The organism is Paenibacillus sp. 05T425, from assembly GCF_056396205.1.
This window is the reverse complement of sequence record NZ_JBFTLA010000001.1, coordinates 593,500-609,637: the sequence shown is the minus strand read 5'-3', so window position 1 is coordinate 609,637 and position 16,138 is coordinate 593,500. Positions and strand designations below refer to the sequence as shown.

Here is a 16,138-nt window from a genome sequence, read left to right as displayed (position 1 = left end):
GCATGAAACTATCAGGCAAAGTAGCTATTGTGACGGGTGCGGCATCGGGAATGGGCAAAGCAATTGCACAATTGTTTGCGGCAGAAGGCGCTAAAGTAGTCGTATCGGATATTAATGTGGAGGCGGCCGGCAAGGTTGTCGATGAGATCGTAAGCAAAGGCGGAACGGCGCTTGCGCTGGCAACGAATGTCGCTAAGGAAGAAGATATTCAGAACTTGATCGACACGACGGTGCAGCAATACGGCACGCTGGACATTCTTGTTAACAACGCGGGCATTATGGATAACTTCGTTCCGGCTGCTGATCTGACGGACGAGCTGTGGGATCGCGTCTTCGCGGTGAATACGACAGGTCCGATGAGAGCGACACGCAAAGCCTTGAAAATCTTCCTCGAGAAAAAAAGCGGAGTCATCGTCAATATCGCTTCTGCAGGCGGATTGCAGGGTTCTAGAGCGGGCGCGGCTTATACGGCTGCTAAGCATGCCGTAGTCGGCTTCACGAAAAACGTTGGCTTCCAATACGCGAATGAAGGCATCCGTTGTAACGCGATTGCGCCAGGCGGCGTTATTACGAATATTAGTTCCACGCTCACCGCTCCGAACGAGTTCGGCATGGGCCGCGCGATGGCCGGCATGGGCATTAACCCGCGCGCGGGCGAGCCTGAGGAAATCGCGAAGGTTGCCTTGTTCCTCGCTTCCGATGACGCAAGCTTCGTGAACGGCACGGTCGTTACAGCAGATGCAGGTTGGTTGGCTTATTAAACATACAGTCAATACATGAAATAGCGGTCCCAATTCGGGACCGCTATTTCTTATGCTAATTATAAAAATTATTCTGTAATCAGAGGGCTAGAATGATTAATAACTTGAATAGGATGACGGAGTTGAAGGTACGCCCTGAAGCGCCTTCCGATCCAACTCAGCTTCCTCCGCTGAAAGTAGATATTTCGACCACGATCAAAGGCGCGAAGAACATCGTTCTCGACTATGCGCTGGAAGATCTGAAGGAGTTCTATCCGTATACGTATACGGGTGACAGCGAGAAAGTGACATGGAGCCTTAGATTTCCGTTCAAAACGGAGCTTCCAGCGTGGAGTGACGGCGAGGACTACGGTATTCGCATCGATCCGAACACAGGCCGCTTAACGATTGGCTGGTATTTCTGGGTTGGCGAATTCGAGGTTGTCGCGACGTCGCAAGCAGACGGAGCGATTGTCGGCGTTCAGAAAGTACGCTTGGACTACAACAATATCAAACAAATCACAAGCAGCAACGGCGTTATCGAATTTACTTTTATCGACGAACCGGACTGGTTTGAATACGAGTATGACGGCAAAACGTACAAGGCGAATATGAATATCGATGAAGTCGATCTTTCTTACGATGTGGACGGAGAGTACACTCCGATTGAGATTACATCGAGAGAATACGATGCCAAAGCCAATAAGGTGACGTTCCGCTTCACGCCATTCAAAGCAACGGATAAGGAACAAACATTTATCGTCGATATCGGTTACATGGAGAGCACTTATTTGTCGGCTACGGTATTTACCGTTCCAGCGGCACAATAAATTTGAAATAGGGGAAGGGTCTGCTTAAGAGCAGGCTCTTTTTCTATGTGAGTAAGCATTGCTATTTTATTGACGGTTAACTATACTTTTTGAGAGGTTGCAACCTGTTATAACTAACCAGATTTCATATCTGCATGAAACGATCGATTGTATGGACGTAAATGGAGGTTGTAAAATGAACGGAACGCAAACGCTCAGCCGTGCGCTCGATATTTTATTCGCATTGGCCGAATCGAACGGCACTTTATCCGTTACTGAAATTGCGGATAAGGCAGGTTTGCCCGAGAGCACGACTTACCGCTTTCTTCAGACGCTGGAACAGAACGGCATTGTAGAGCGTAAAGGAAAGCGTCAAATAGGCTTGGGACTGCGGATATTGGACTTGGCAAGAAGTCTTACGCAGCAAACCTATAGGGAATTGCTTTCATTGGCATTGCCGATTATGCAGGAATTGACGGAAAAAACGCATGAAACTTCATTGCTGTTCATTCGCTCTGGAATCAATGCCATTTGCATTCAACATGTCAAAAGCCGCGAATTGATTCAGTTTGTTATTGAAGACGGACGCTCGCTGCCCTTGCATCTTGGCGCATCCGGGAAAGTCATTTTAGCTTATGAAAATCAGAAGTTCCAGGAAAAGTTTATTAAGGATATAGAGGCGGAAGGTTATACCGGGTCTCCGTCAGATTTACGGGAAGAGCTTGCTTCTATTCGCAGTAAGGGAGTTGCCGTTACGCATGGGGAAGTTGATTCGGATGTATTTGCAATTGCGGCTCCGATCCTCGACAGCTACAACATGGTTGTTGCCAGCATTTCCATTGCCGGCCCTAACTTTAGATTCGTGAAGGATTCGGACAACGAGGGGCTTGTCTGGCACGCGGCTCAACAGCTATCCCGAAAATTTGGAATGCAGGCAAGCGGAAATTCGGAACCTATATAGTGAATTTACAAAAACGGGGCTGTCTCAAAAGGTTAAAACACCTTTAGGGACAGTCCTGTTTTTTTTGTTTGTTTAATTCGGATAAGAATACTGTGAAAAGTTGTTGACAGACGAAATGAATGGTTATATATTTACTAATATTATCGATATGTAATATTTAAATATCTAATAATGATAATTAATTAAAACTCTAATTCGTATTTGGTCGCAAGGGAGTGAACGCGTTGAATCATAGCTTGAGTGAAAGACCGCTTCTATTCGCGCTGTCTTTGGGAGACGCGGGCACGAGCATCGGGGAACAGGATAGGCAGGCTCAGAGCCGATCGGCTGCGGCCGAATGGAGAAGTTGGTACCGACAAAAGGTCCAGCTAGCCGAATCGGCGGCTTTCGCATTCATACTGGAGAGGGATCCGGCGTCTGGAGCCCCTATTGCCGTAGAACCCTTTTCCAACTCGCCCATTCATCTAGACGGCTATTCATTAATGGGTTATCTAGCGGGAATAACGAGTCATATCGGCCTCATAGCCGAAGCGGACGTTCGTCATAATGAGCCGTTCCACGTCGCGCGATCGCTATCGTCCTTGGATCATGCCAGTAGCGGAAGGGCTGGGTGGAAGTTGGTGGCAGGGCAAACGGCTGGAGATTGCGAGGAGCGGAAAGCGGAGTTTTTCGATGTCGCGATGAAGCTGTGGGACAGCTGGGACGATGAGGCGATATTGGCGGATCAAGCAAGCGGCCGTTTTTTGGATCGCGATCGCGTACGCACGATCGATCATCGTGGCCGGCACTTTAACGTTGCAGGGCCGCTTAGCATTCCGCGTCCGCTGCAAGGGTATCCTGTGATGGCGACGGAAGAGCAGTCTGTTTTAAACGATGATTACGCGGCAGGCTGGACAGACATTGTCATATTGCGCCCGTCCTCCTTAGCAGACGCTATCGAAAGTAATGGGCAAATAAAGCGTCGCCTTCAACTTCGGAACAGGCAAGCGGAAGCGAGACAGTTTGCGCTCATTAAGATTGAAGTAACGGAGTCGATGGAAAGTGTGGCAGAACGAGACAAGCAAGATCTTATTGGAAGCGACCAACGAGGACGAGAAGCGAAACCTCTGCTTCTGCTATCCGGCACGGCTGAGCAATTGGCGGATGAATTGCAATACTGGTTCGACCAACAAGCGGTCGATGGCTTCATTCTTTCATCGGAGACGTTGATGGCGCATGTGAAAGCGTTCGTGGAACAAGTCATTCCTTTGCTTCAGAAGAGGGGCATCGTGCAGCTATGCTACCAAAGTCAATCTCTTCGGGAAAACATCGGATTGTCGCGTCCGGGAAATAGACTGTATTCTCTTACTGAAGAACAACAAAGGAAGGGGAATGGCGACGATGGCAGGTAAAAGGCTCATATTAAGCGCCATCATGTCCACGGTCAATACATGGCGTCATCCGGAGCTTGATCCGAAAGGTATCTTTACGCTCGAGTTTTATAAGGAGCTGGCGCGGACGGCCGAGCGCGGCAAGCTCGATATGCTTTTTTTCGGCGATGCCTTATCCTTGCCGGGTCAGGAGCGGGGAGATCGAATCGCCGAGCATTCCCTTACAAGAGGCATTGAGCCGTTAACGCTAATCTCGGCGTTATCATCGCACACAGAAAGAATAGGTCTCATTTGTACGTTGAATACGAGTTATATGGAGCCTACCCAAATTGCCGGCAAGATGGCGACTGCCGATCTGTTAAGCGGAGGCCGAACAGCTTGGAATGCGGTGACCGGCACGATCGGCAAAGACGATGACAATCTGTTCAAGCGGGAAGCGATGAGCCATGCCGATCGTTATGAGCGTACGGACGAGTACATCGAGCTGGTTAAGAAGCTTTGGCGAAGCGGAGCCTCTTCCGAAGCGGCTTTTCATCATCGGGGCAAGTGGTTTGAAGTTAACGAGGGGTTGAACATCCCTGCATCCGAGCAAGGGCAGCCTTTGATTATCCAGGCCGGCAGATCGGCCGAATTCCAGCGTCAAGCCGCGAAGACGGCCGATGCCGTCTTTACGACCTTCTCCAATCTGGAAGAAGGAAGAGCCTTTTACGCGAATATAAAAAACCAAATGGCTCCATTCGGAAGAAATCGCGACGATATCAAAATATTGCCGGGTTTGCGCCCGATTATAGCGGCTACCGAAGAAGAGGCGCTTCAGAAGCAGGCCTATCTATCGAGTCTGATTCATCCAACCCTGTCCATTAACAGCCTTTCGCAAAGTCTCGGATTTGATCTCTCGGGTTACGATCCGAACGGACCGCTGCCCGAGTTGCCTGAGCCAAGCGCTCGTTTGACGCATGATGATTTGGCGTATCGCAGCCAATTAGCGGAACTGGCGTCCAAACAAAACCTGTCGATTTTGGAGCTGAGCCGAAAAATATCCGATTCCCGGGGCCATCTGTCTTTTGTCGGGACACCCGAGAAGCTCGCCGACTATATGGAGGAGTGGCTGGACAAAGAGGGTAGCGACGGCTTTAATATTATGTTTCCGTATTTGCCGGGCGGTCTAAACGACTTCGTGGATTTGGCGATTCCGGTCCTGCAACGCAGGGGCTTATTCCGCAACCACTATGAGGGGGCGACGCTGCGCGAACACTTGGGTTTGCCAGAACGAAGCCATTAGCTTTACAATGATAAAACTATTAATCCGATTGGAATAGTGGGTTGACAGAACGTTGATTTTAAAATATATTTAATTAATAATAATTGATTATCATTAAGTGATAAATAATCCAACCATGCCAATGGAGGGTGTTTAATACAGATGGTATAGAGCTCCATCGGGAGGTGTTCCATTCTCTTATTTGGCAAAGGTTGATTCGATTATTTATTTTTTCGAATATTAAACCAACTAAACTCATCGGAAATTATGGTTAAAATTTGATAGGAGAAAGGATACATGCATGAGCGCAACGGCGATTGACTTCAGAAACGTGACCAAAAGCTACGGAGCCGGCAACGTGTTAGAAAATTTCAACTTGTCGATTCCGACAGGGAAAATTTTAACACTTATCGGACCATCAGGCTGCGGGAAGACAACGCTGCTGAAAATGATCAACCGTCTGGTGGATGCCGATGCCGGTACGATCCTCGTGGAAGGAAAAGATATCGGCAGTCTCGATCCCGTCTTGCTTCGCCGCGATATCGGATATGTCATTCAGCAGATCGGGTTATTCCCGCATATGACGATCGAAGACAATATTACGATAGTTCCTCGCTTGAAATCAGCGAAGAAGAAGAAGGAGCTTGCTGATCGTGCAGCCCAACTGCTACAAATGGTCGGCCTTGAACCGGAGAAGTTCCGGCGCCGCTATCCCCATGAGCTTAGCGGCGGACAGCAGCAGCGCATAGGTGTAGCCAGGGCGCTTGCTTCGGAGCCGTCAATCATTTTAATGGATGAACCTTTCAGCGCGCTTGATCCGATTAGCCGCGTTCAGCTTCAGAACGAGCTTATCGGGCTGAACCAGAAGGTTGGCAAGACGATCGTTTTCGTAACGCATGATATCGATGAAGCCTTAAAGATCGCGGATGTCATCGTATTGCTCCGGGATGGCAAGATCGAACAGATCGGTGCCCCCGATGAACTGCTGCGCAATCCCGCAAGCGATTATGTGAAGGAGTTCGTCGGAGCGGAGCGTTATGCGGCCAAAGTGGATAACCGCTTCGCGAATCACCCGGCTACAGCATGCGATTTCATAACGGAGCCCGTCTTCATATCAAACGACTATACCGTTGCTAGAGCGGTTAAGGTGGCGGACGATACAAGGGCCGAAGCGCTGATTGTATTAAATGAAAACAAGGTTTACACAGGTATCTTGTCCGCACTGGAACTGCGTGCCTTGAATAAGCTCGACGGAACTGCCTTGTTGTCGGATCTGCAGCCCGTCAAAGCAGCCCCTATTGCTGCTGATGCTTCGCTAAGCGAAGTGCTGCAAGCTCTCAAACGGAATGCCATCATTCCCGTATTCGGGAAAAACGATCATATCGGCGGAGTTATTAGCCAAGCGAGTATCATCGAGGCGGCTGCCGCTAAGCTGCTTCCCGAGGAGGTGAAGGCGTGAATCTGTTATTCGAAAGGCTGGCTCGGGATTGGCCCGAAATTGCCGCCAAAACGGTCGAACATGTTAACGTTGCCTTCATCTCCGTGGCGATTGCATGTCTAATCGCCATTCCGCTCGGCATCTACTGTACGCGCCATGAGCGGTTCGCCAAAGTGATTCTTACCGCAATTTCCGTTGTTCAGACGATTCCAAGCTTGGCATTATTCGGCTTTCTCATTCCGATTGTCGGGATTGGAACGAAGCCGGCCGTCATAGCGTTGACGCTCTACGCGCTGCTCCCGATTCTTCAGAATACGTATGAGGGCATTAGAGGGGTTGACCAATCCGTCATTGAATCTGGTGTCGGCATGGGGATGACCAGAGGGCAACTGCTATGGAAGGTTCAAATGCCGATTGCCCGCAGCTACATTATGGCCGGCATCCGATTGGCAGCCGTGCATGCCATTAGCGGAGCAACCATTGCTTCCTATATCGCAGCGGGCGGACTCGGCGACATTATTACCCGCGGCCTGGCCTCGATCAATACGATTACGCTTTTGGAAGGGGCTTTGCCGGTATCGCTGCTTGTTATCGTCGCCAACATTATTTTGTTTGTCTTATACCGACTGCTGACGCCCAAAGGGTTACGTCATACGTTGAATAAACGATAAAGGGGTTTGTATTCATATGAAAAAATGGTTCGGAATTGCAATAAGCTTGATTTTGGTTATTATGCTGGCAGCTTGCTCTTCATCTAAATCCTCTGGTTCAGGAACGATTACAATCGCGACGAAAGGCTTCGGAGAGCAGGATATTCTTGCTAACATCGTGGCGCAGCTAATCGAGAAGGAAACGGATTTGTCTACAAAAATCGTCAAGCTGAACGATACGCTGCTGTACGACGGCATCAAGTCCGGCGAAGTGGATACTTACGTGGAATATACGGGAACGGCATTGCTGAACGTGCTGAAGCATGAACCGGTGTACGAGCCGAGCGAAGCCTACGACATCGTCAAGAAAGGCATGAAAGAGCAAAACGACGTCGAGGTGCTGGACAAAATCGGCTTTAACGATACGTTGGTATTCGTCATGCCGAAAGACAAAGCGGAAGCGCGCGGCATCAAAAATTTGACCGACGTCGCCGCGCAGTCGCAAGAATTGGTGCTTGGCGCTTCACAGGTTTTCATTACCCGCGAAGATGACTTGCCGCTCATTAATAAAATTTACAATACGAATTTCAAAGAAATCAAAACGATGGATCCGGGCTTGCAGTTCAAAGCAGCCGAAGATGGCCAAATCGATATTTTCACGACATTATCCACTTCGGGCACATTGCCTTCGACCAACAACGTCATTATTGAAGATGACAAAAATGCCTTCGTTCCTTACGATGCGGTGCCTTTCGTAAAAGGAGCAACGCTTGAAGCTCATCCCGAGCTTAAGGACGTCTACGCTAAATTGGCGGGCAAAATCAATGACGAAGCGATGCAGAAGCTGAACGAGCAGGTAGATATCGAGCAAAAGCTGGCAGCCGACGTGGCGAAGCAATGGCTTGAGGAAAATGGACTGCTATAATTGCCTGCGTATTTGCTAGGTAAAATCAATGCAGAAAAGAGCCGCTCTACTCAAAATGGCTCTTTTCTCTCTTTACTGACAAGAAAATGAGGTGGAACGGTATGACTAACCGGCCAAAGCACATGATTTTAAATGCATTTCTTTCAACTAACCATAACGGCAGCTGGCGTTATCCGGGCGGTGATGCGGAGCGTCACCGCTTTTCCTTCTATAAGAAGGTCGTACAAACCGCCGAAAGAGGCAAAATGGATATGTTTTTTGTCGCGGATAAATTGGCCGTATTCGATCATGAAGCGATGCGTACCTATACGAGCTACATTCGAATGGAGCCTTTTGCGCTGCTTTCGGCCTTATCGGCGGTAACCCGTCATATCGGCCTTGCGGGCACGCTTTCCACGACGTATAACGAGCCTTTTCACGCGGCGCGCAAGCTGGCATCGCTCGATCATATTAGCGGCGGCAGGGCGGCATGGAATGTCGTAACGTCAACGAATGACGAGGAAGGCAGGAATTTCGGCCGAGAATCGCATTTGGAGCATGGCAAGCGTTATGCGCGGGCGGATGAATTCGTTGAGGTCGTGAAGGGCCTCTGGGACAGCTGGGAGGACGATGCCTTCGTTGTCGACAAGGGAACCGGTGTATTCGCCGATCCGGACAAGCTCCATGTTCTTAATCATGTCGGCGAGCATTTCTCGGTTAGAGGTCCGCTCAACGCCGCTCGTCCGCCCCAAGGCAATCCGGTCATCGTATACGCGGGAGCTTCGGAGGCGTGCCAGGAGCAGGCTGCCCGTAACGGGGATGCGGTATTCGTATCGCCGGAATCGCCTGACGAGGCGAAGAAGCTGTACGCCAGCTTCAAGGATCGATTAGCCAAATACGGACGCCAAGCGCATGATTTGAACATTTTGCCTGGCGTATTGGTCATCGTAGGGCAGACGGAGGAAGAGGCTCGGTCGAAGTCGGAGCTGCTGGACAGCCTGATTCCGGAAGGCCTGGGCCTATCGCGCTTGCAGGACTTATTCGGAGTCGATTACTCCGCCTATCCGCTGGATGAGCCGCTTCCTAAGCTGGCCGATACGCTTGCACCGGACCAAACGAATAAGCGGCTGTTAGCCAAGCTAATCGAGGCGGAATCGAGCGGGTTAACGGTTCGCGGGTTATATACCGACCTAATGAAGGCTTCGATGTGGGAAATCGTAGGGACGCCCGAGCAGGTTGCCGACGAGCTGCAGCTGCGGTTTGAAAGCGGCATGGCTGACGGCTTTAATATTACATCGCCTTATTTGCCAGGCGGGCTGGATGAATTCGTCGATAACGTGATTCCGTTGCTGCAGCAAAGAGGATTGTTCCGAACGGAATACGAAGGGCCTACCTTGCGGGAAAACTTGGGGCTAAGCCGTCCAGCGAACCGCTATGCCTTGTCGGGAGGAGAGAAAGCAAATGGTTAAAAGAAACGATAGAATGCTGCTTGGCGCCTTTACCTCTTCGACGCATTTGGCGAATTGGAGGCATCCGGAGGCTGCATCCGACCAATTATTGCAGTTGGACTATTACAAGCGTTTGATTCAAGCGGCGGAGCGGGGATTGTTCGACCTTTTTTTCGTTGCGGATAAATTATGTATATTCGAATCCGAGCTTGCGATCAAACATACGGCTAATTTTCAAAGCGTCGAGCCCATCGGCTTGCTGTCGGCATTATCCGCGGTTACCGAGCATATCGGGCTTGCGGCAACCTTATCGACCAGCTATCATGAGCCGTTCCACGCGGCGAGGTCGCTCGCGACGCTCGATCATCTGAGCGACGGCCGGGCGGCATGGAATATCGTTACTTCGACGAACGACGAGGAAGCGCGTAATTTTGGAAGGGAAACCCATTTTACGCATGCGGAGCGATATGAGCGCGCGCAGGAATTCGTCGACGTCGCGCTTGGGCTATGGGACTGCTGGGAGGAAGGGGCTTTCGTTGCCGATAAGGAAACGGGCGTGTTTGCCGACACGAGCAGGCTGAAGCCGCTTGAGCACAAGGGGAAACATTTTAGCGTCAAAGGTCCGCTCAATCTTGGCCGTTCGCCGCAAGGTCGTCCGGTTATTGTTCATGCAGGATCCTCGGAGGCCGGCATGAAGCTTGCCGCCTCGCGGGCGGATATCGTGTTTACGACCCCGCGAACGCTGGAAGAGGGGATAGCGCAATACAATGCGTTCAAGAGCAGACTTGCTGCATATGGAAGACAGCCGGAGCAATTAAAGGTAATGCCGGGCGTGTTCCTTATTGTCGGAAGGACGGATGAGGAGGCGGCCGAGAAGGAAGCGCAGCTGGCCGAGCTGGTGCTGCCCGAAGTCGGGCTGGATTCGCTGTCTAGCAGCTTGGGGATCGATTTGTCCGTACTGCCGCTCGACGGTCCAATGCCGGCATTGCCGGACCGCGATACATTCAACAAAAGCAAAACGGGCCTGGACAGCATAACCGCCTTGGCCGTCAAGGAAAACCTGACGATTCGCCAGTTCTATCAACGCTTCTCCAAATCGAAGCTCGCATTCGAGATTACCGGCTCGCCGCAAACGATTGCCGATCAGCTGGAGCTTTGGTTCGAATCGGGCGCTGCCGACGGTTTTAACATCATACCTTCGCATATGCCTGGGGGGCTGGAAGATTTCGTGGAGCTTGTCGTGCCTGAATTGCAAAAGCGGGGTCTCGTTCAGCGAGAGTACGCGGAAGGAACTTTGCGCGAGCAGCTTGGATTGAAAATAAAGGAGGCGATTTTATAATGGAAAACCAAGATTTGTTGTGCGAGGTGCCTGCCGTCAAAGAACGTACGATCAGTTACGAGCCAGTAAAACGTAAAGTAAAGGTAGTTTTTAACGGAGCGAAGATCGCAGAGAGCGAACATGTCATTTTGGTGCGCGAGGAGAAGGTTGTGCCCGTCTATTATTTCCCGCTTTCGGACGTTGACGAGCAGTGGCTGGTGAAGACCGACCGCAGCTCATTCTGCAATTTGAAGGGGACCGCTTCCTATTGGCATATCAAGGTAGACGGCGAACTGGCGCAGAACGCAATTTGGACGTACGAGGATCCGATCGAAAAAAGCGCTTTTCTGAAAGGCTACGTCGCTTTCTATTGGAAAAAAGTTCAGGTATTCGAGGAAAACGAGCAAGTATTCGGTTTCCCGCGCGACCCCAAAGTACGCATCGATACGCTGCACAGTACTCGCGCGATTAAAGTCGTCGTTAATGGCGAGACGCTTGCCGAAAGCCGGCGACCCGTCATTCTTTTCGAAACGGGAATGGCCCCGCGATATTTTTTGCCGAAGGAGGACGTGCGGCTGGATAAGCTTGCGTTGACGGACAAAACGGCATACTCGCCCTACAAGGGAACTTCGGAAATCTGGACGGCGAACATAAACGGGCTCAAAGAAGAGATTGCGGTTCGTTACTCGGAACCTGCTCCCGAAGCGCACAAATTGAAGGATTTGATTGGTTTCTATCAAGAGAAGGCGGAGGCTTTCTATATCGACGGGGAGAAGTGGGAGCCTGTCGAAGGCGAGCATCTCTATCTGAAAGGCATCTGATTGCCGGAATAGGCTAGCAACATCTAGAAAGGAGCATCGCGAATGGACTTGATTAAAGCGCAAAGAGGAACGGAGCTTCGCTGCAAGGGCTGGCGCCAGGAGGCGTTGCTCCGCATGCTGGAAAACGTACTGGAAAACGGAGAAAACCAGAAAGAGCTTATCGTGTACGCATCGCTCGGCAAGGCCGCTCGCAACTGGCCTTCCTATCACGCCATCGTGAATACGCTGCTGACGCTGGAGGAGGACGAGACCCTCGTCATTCAATCAGGCAAGCCAATCGGCGTGTTCAAAACGCATGTGCGCGCTCCTCTGGTCATTATGGCCAATTGCAACATCGTCGGACGCTGGGCGACAAGCGACAACTTCTACTCCCTTCAGGAAAAAGGGCTGATCATCTGGGGCGGGCTCACGGCTGCCGCATGGCAGTACATTGGCTCGCAGGGGGTGCTTCAAGGCACCTATGAAATCTTTCAGTGCATCGCTAGAATGCATTTCGGAGGCAGCTTAAGCGGCCGCTTTATCCTTACCGCGGGACTTGGCGGGATGGGAGGCTCGCAGCCGCTCGCAGGGAAGATGGCGGGAGCGGCTATCCTCTGCGTCGAGGTGTCGGAGGAGCGAATGGACAAGCGAATCGCGGCCGGTTATTTGGAGCGCAAGACCAGCGATCTGGACGAGGCGCTGCGCTGGATCGCCGAAGCGAAGGCGAGCGGCTCAAGCGTATCGGTCGGGCTGCTCGGCAATGCGGCGGACGTCTATCCGGAGCTGCTGGAAAGAGGCGTCATTCCGGATATCGTTACCGATCAAACGTCGGCGCATGATCTTCTATACGGCTACATTCCAAGCGGTTATTCGGTAGCCGAGGCCGCTGAAGCTAGAGCCGCGGAGCCGCAAAAACTGCAAGACGACGCGGGAGCTTCCATCGCTAGGGAAGTGGGCGCAATGCTCGCATTTAAAGCGCGCGGCTCGATCGTTTTTGACAACGGCAATAACATTCGAACGCAAGCGGTCAAATACGGAGAGCCCAGTGCGTTCGACATCGATATATTTACCGAAGCGTTTCTGCGCCCTCTGTTCGCAAGAGCAATCGGACCTTTCCGCTGGATCGCGCTTAGCGGTAATAAGGAAGATATTCGCATCATCGACGAGTATATTTTGGACGAATTCAAGGACAACGATATCGTGACCAACTGGATCGGGTTGGCTAACGCCTACGTGCCGGTGGAAGGGCTGCCTGCTCGAATCGGCTGGTTCGGGCACGGCGACCGAACGAAGCTGGCGCTAGCGGTTAACCAAATGGTCAGAGAAGGCAAGCTTTCGGGACCGATCGCCTTTTCCCGCGACCATCTGGATGCCGGTGCAATGGCGCATCCGACGATTATGACGGAGAGAATGAAGGACGGCAGCGATGCCATCGCTGATTGGCCGTTATTGAATGCGATGATGAGCTGCTCGTCGATGGCCGATTTGGTTGCCATCCATTCGGGAGGCGGCGGTTATGCCGGCTTCATGACCAGTGCGGGAATTACGATCGTAGCCGACGGAGCAGAGGCGACGGAGGAACGTTTGCAGACGGCGCTGACTAATGATACAGGCCTTGGCGTGCTTCGTTACGCCGATGCCGGCTACGAAGAATCGTTCGACGAAATCGACAAAAAAGGGATACGGCGCGTTAACGCCGATTGATATGAGCTGCACACTTTCACTACTACCTGGCAGGAGGATAATGACATGCGTGAATTAACGAAAGAGGACGTGCTCGCAGCGGTCCGGGGAGGTTCCGTCTATGCAAGCGGAGGCGGCGGCTGGGTCGACCATGGACTAGAAATTGGAGGCGCGGCGCTGGCGATCGGCAAACCGAAGCTTGTATCGGTGGATGAGCTGCCGGACGATGCGATCGTGCTGACATGCACGGCAATCGGAGCGCCTGCAGGTACGGATTGGCAGATGCTAGGCAAAGATTATATCAAAGCGGTCGAGCTCATTATGGAGCAATACGAGGGAAGGATCGTTGGCGTCATGACGCCGCAGAACGGCATGTCGAGCTCGATTAACGGCTGGCTGCCAGCGGCTGCGCTCGGCCTTGTCGTGGTAGACGCCACCGGCGACATCAGGGCGCATCCAACCGGCAAGATGGGTTCACTGGGACTCGCATCAAGCCTTGAATACGAAACGATACAAGCGGTTGTCGGCGGCAAACCGGAGCTTGGCTCGTATATCGAGCTGGTCGTGAAAGGAACGCCTGCGCGCACGTCCAATATTTTGCGAACGGCATCCGATATGGCTGGCGGGTTTATTGCTGCGGCGCGGCATCCGCTGCCTGCGAAGTATATAAAGGAGCATGCGGCGATAGGCGGCATATCTATCGCGATAGAACTTGGCAAGGCTATTATCGAGGCGGAGCAGCAAGGCGCGGAGCATGTGCTTCAAACGATTTGCGGCCATACCGGCGGCAAATTGCTGGCTAGAGGACGCATAACGAAGAAGGACGTCCATTATGCGGGCGCTTTCGACCTTGGCACGATTGATTTGGAAGAAGCGGACGGCAGAGCTGTGAAGCTGCATGTCATGAATGAATATATGGCCGTGGATGGGCCGGACGGAGAGCGGCTTAGCACCTTCCCGGATGTCATCGCCACCTTATCGCTGGAAACGGGACGTCCCGTAAGTGTTGGACATATCGAAGAAGGGGCGGAGATCGGCGTATTCGTCATTGACCGTTCCCTTATTCCGCTGAGCTCGAGCGTGAAGGATCCTTCCGTTTATCCGGAAGTGGAGCAAGCGATGGGGATCGAGCTGTTGAAATATTTGGGAACGCCGTCCGGAGCAGGGGTTTAGCCGTGAATAGCGGGAGGGTAGATCGCGGGGAAACGCTGCTCCTTGACGGAAGAAGCCTTACGATACAGGAATTATACAACGTCTCTTACGGAAAAAAGCGGGTTTCGGTAGCTGCGGCGGCGACGGAGAGACTGGAGCGGTCGCGGAAGCTCGTATTCGAGCTTGCCGAGCAGGATCAGCCCGTATATGGACTGAACCGTGGCGTAGGCTGGAACAAGGACAAGAAGATTACGCCCTCCTTCTTCGAAGACTTTAACCGTAATTTGTTATTTTCCCATCATGCGGCGGTCAAGCCGGAGGCGACGGAGGAGGAAGTGCGCGCGGTACTCCTAGCCAGGCTGAACGGCCTTCTTCTGGGACATACGGGCGTCCAGCCGGCGGTCGCCTTGCGATACGCGGAGTTTCTTAATCACGGCATTCATCCCGTGCTGCGGCTTCGCGGCTCGGTCGGCGCTTCGGATATTACCCTTATCTCGCCCATTGGTTTGGCGATGATCGGTGAAGGGGACGTGCGCTATGGCGGCGAGCTCATCCCGGCTGGCGAAGCATTGCTTCGGGCAGGGCTGGAACCTTTGCGGATGGGGCCAAAAGACGGGCTCGCAATCGTCAGCTCCAATGCGGTTTCGTCCGGAATCGGAGCGCTGGCTTTGCATGAAGGCCGCCTGCTGCTGGAGCTTGCAGACGCTGCGGCTGCCTTATCGCTCGAGGCGCTGCGCGGCAATGTCAGTACGCTCGATCCCGCCGTGCATCATGTCAGACCTTATCAAGGGCAGCTTGAAAGTTTAGGTGGAATTCGTCGGTTACTTCGCGATAGCGACCTTTGGGACAATCAGAATGCCGAATCGCTGCAGGACCCGCTAAGCTTTAGAGATGCATGCCAAATTCACGGAGCCGCAAGGGACTCGCTCGCCTATACAGAGAGCCGACTTGTTACCCATTTGAACAGCTCGGATGACAACCCGTGCGTGCTTCCGGATGAAGGGCGTATCGTAGCTTGTGCTAATTTTGATCCGATTGTATGGGTGCTCGGCTTCGAGATGCTGGGCAATGCGCTTGTCCACGTCTCGCGGAGCTCCTGCTTCCGGACATTAAAGCTTGGCAACCCCGCCTTTACGGGATTGCCCCGCTTTCTTACCGCGGATGAAGCTTCGTCGATCGGATTGTGCACCGTACAGAAAACGGTAACCGCGCTTGACGCCGAAATCCGTCATCTGTCTAACCCGGCTTCTGCCGATTATTATTCTCTCGCAGGGGATATTGAGGACCATGGCACGAATGCGCCGTTCGTCGTAGCCAAAACAAGGGATATTATTGACCGGCTGTACTACGTACTCGCAATCGAGCTGCTTCATGCCGCGCAAGCGATTGATTTGCGCGGGGAGCTTCGATTAGGAAAGGGGGCGGCAGCCGCATATCGCGCTATTCGCTCCGTTGTGCCTTTCTTGGACCAAGATCGTGAGCAAACCAAGGATATTGAACAAATATATGAATTGTGCAAAAGCGGTCAACTGCTGCAAGCCATTAAATCCGCATTAGGCGAGCAATAATAGTTGTCTAATCAACTCGATTTCTATCGAAAGAAG

At 52.1% G+C, this 16,138-nt stretch carries 14 protein-coding genes; all 14 read left to right on the top strand.

The genetic code is table 11. The annotated features are described in order from the left end of the window. The first annotated feature begins 2 nt into the window (after positions 1-2). The 14 genes from AC1DF0_RS02560 to AC1DF0_RS02495 all read left to right on the top strand — a co-directional run bounded on the left by AC1DF0_RS02560 (position 3) and on the right by AC1DF0_RS02495 (position 16,102). The gene (locus AC1DF0_RS02560) at positions 3-761 is read left to right on the top strand and encodes an SDR family oxidoreductase (RefSeq protein ID WP_442049518.1); all 759 of its coding nucleotides are present in this window, start codon (positions 3-5) and stop codon (positions 759-761) included. A gap of 92 nt (positions 762-853) precedes the next feature. Beyond that, positions 854-1,570: a hypothetical protein gene (locus tag AC1DF0_RS02555; RefSeq protein ID WP_477572976.1), complete on the top strand. Its 717-nt coding sequence runs from the start codon at positions 854-856 to the stop codon at positions 1,568-1,570. Between the two features lie 175 nt (positions 1,571-1,745). After that, positions 1,746-2,510 carry an IclR family transcriptional regulator gene (locus tag AC1DF0_RS02550; protein ID WP_477572975.1) on the top strand — a complete coding sequence of 255 codons (765 nt, stop codon included), beginning with the start codon at positions 1,746-1,748 and terminating at the stop codon, positions 2,508-2,510. Positions 2,511-2,734: 224 nt separating this feature from the next. After that, positions 2,735-3,901: an LLM class flavin-dependent oxidoreductase gene (locus AC1DF0_RS02545; protein WP_477572974.1), complete on the top strand. Its 1,167-nt coding sequence runs from the start codon at positions 2,735-2,737 to the stop codon at positions 3,899-3,901. Beyond that, positions 3,891-5,162: an NtaA/DmoA family FMN-dependent monooxygenase gene (locus tag AC1DF0_RS02540; RefSeq protein WP_477572973.1), complete on the top strand. Its 1,272-nt coding sequence runs from the start codon at positions 3,891-3,893 to the stop codon at positions 5,160-5,162. The genes AC1DF0_RS02545 and AC1DF0_RS02540 overlap by 11 nt, the downstream gene beginning before the upstream one ends. A 280-nt stretch (positions 5,163-5,442) precedes the next feature. Next, the gene (locus tag AC1DF0_RS02535) at positions 5,443-6,600 is read left to right on the top strand and encodes a betaine/proline/choline family ABC transporter ATP-binding protein (protein WP_442052277.1); all 1,158 of its coding nucleotides are present in this window, start codon (positions 5,443-5,445) and stop codon (positions 6,598-6,600) included. Beyond that, on the top strand, positions 6,597-7,250 hold the full coding sequence (locus tag AC1DF0_RS02530) for an ABC transporter permease (RefSeq protein WP_477572972.1): 654 nt from the start codon (positions 6,597-6,599) through the stop codon (positions 7,248-7,250). Before AC1DF0_RS02535 ends, AC1DF0_RS02530 begins: the two co-directional genes overlap by 4 nt. 16 nt (positions 7,251-7,266) lie before the next feature. Further along, complete coding sequence (locus tag AC1DF0_RS02525; RefSeq protein ID WP_477572971.1) at positions 7,267-8,154, top strand: ABC transporter substrate-binding protein; 888 nt, start codon at positions 7,267-7,269, stop codon at positions 8,152-8,154. Between the two features lie 101 nt (positions 8,155-8,255). Then, positions 8,256-9,602, top strand: a complete 1,347-nt coding sequence (locus AC1DF0_RS02520) for an LLM class flavin-dependent oxidoreductase (protein WP_477572970.1) — start codon at positions 8,256-8,258, stop codon at positions 9,600-9,602. Beyond that, a complete protein-coding gene (locus AC1DF0_RS02515) occupies positions 9,595-10,920 on the top strand; it encodes an LLM class flavin-dependent oxidoreductase (protein ID WP_477572969.1) in 1,326 nt (441 codons plus the stop codon). The genes AC1DF0_RS02520 and AC1DF0_RS02515 overlap by 8 nt, the downstream gene beginning before the upstream one ends. After that, the gene (locus AC1DF0_RS02510; protein WP_477572968.1) at positions 10,920-11,720 is read left to right on the top strand and encodes a DUF427 domain-containing protein; all 801 of its coding nucleotides are present in this window, start codon (positions 10,920-10,922) and stop codon (positions 11,718-11,720) included. Before AC1DF0_RS02515 ends, AC1DF0_RS02510 begins: the two co-directional genes overlap by 1 nt. Before the next feature lie 42 nt (positions 11,721-11,762). Further along, positions 11,763-13,403, top strand: a complete 1,641-nt coding sequence (locus AC1DF0_RS02505) for a urocanate hydratase (protein ID WP_477572967.1) — start codon at positions 11,763-11,765, stop codon at positions 13,401-13,403. 45 nt (positions 13,404-13,448) lie between these two features. Beyond that, positions 13,449-14,555, top strand: a complete 1,107-nt coding sequence (locus AC1DF0_RS02500) for a DUF917 domain-containing protein (protein ID WP_477572966.1) — start codon at positions 13,449-13,451, stop codon at positions 14,553-14,555. A gap of 2 nt (positions 14,556-14,557) precedes the next feature. Further along, entirely contained in the window at positions 14,558-16,102 is a 1,545-nt protein-coding gene (locus AC1DF0_RS02495) for an HAL/PAL/TAL family ammonia-lyase (protein ID WP_477572965.1), read from the top strand. Positions 16,103-16,138: the final 36 nt, after the last annotated feature.

Coding starts and splice junctions, on each gene's coding strand:
- AC1DF0_RS02560 (WP_442049518.1), top strand. CDS start 3: ATGAAACTATCAGGCAAAGTAGCTATTGTGACGGGTGCGGCATCGGGA.
- AC1DF0_RS02520 (WP_477572970.1), top strand. CDS start 8,256: ATGACTAACCGGCCAAAGCACATGATTTTAAATGCATTTCTTTCAACT.
- AC1DF0_RS02500 (WP_477572966.1), top strand. CDS start 13,449: ATGCGTGAATTAACGAAAGAGGACGTGCTCGCAGCGGTCCGGGGAGGT.
- AC1DF0_RS02505 (WP_477572967.1), top strand. CDS start 11,763: ATGGACTTGATTAAAGCGCAAAGAGGAACGGAGCTTCGCTGCAAGGGC.
- AC1DF0_RS02555 (WP_477572976.1), top strand. CDS start 854: ATGATTAATAACTTGAATAGGATGACGGAGTTGAAGGTACGCCCTGAA.
- AC1DF0_RS02510 (WP_477572968.1), top strand. CDS start 10,920: ATGGAAAACCAAGATTTGTTGTGCGAGGTGCCTGCCGTCAAAGAACGT.
- AC1DF0_RS02540 (WP_477572973.1), top strand. CDS start 3,891: ATGGCAGGTAAAAGGCTCATATTAAGCGCCATCATGTCCACGGTCAAT.
- AC1DF0_RS02550 (WP_477572975.1), top strand. CDS start 1,746: ATGAACGGAACGCAAACGCTCAGCCGTGCGCTCGATATTTTATTCGCA.
- AC1DF0_RS02535 (WP_442052277.1), top strand. CDS start 5,443: ATGAGCGCAACGGCGATTGACTTCAGAAACGTGACCAAAAGCTACGGA.
- AC1DF0_RS02515 (WP_477572969.1), top strand. CDS start 9,595: ATGGTTAAAAGAAACGATAGAATGCTGCTTGGCGCCTTTACCTCTTCG.
- AC1DF0_RS02525 (WP_477572971.1), top strand. CDS start 7,267: ATGAAAAAATGGTTCGGAATTGCAATAAGCTTGATTTTGGTTATTATG.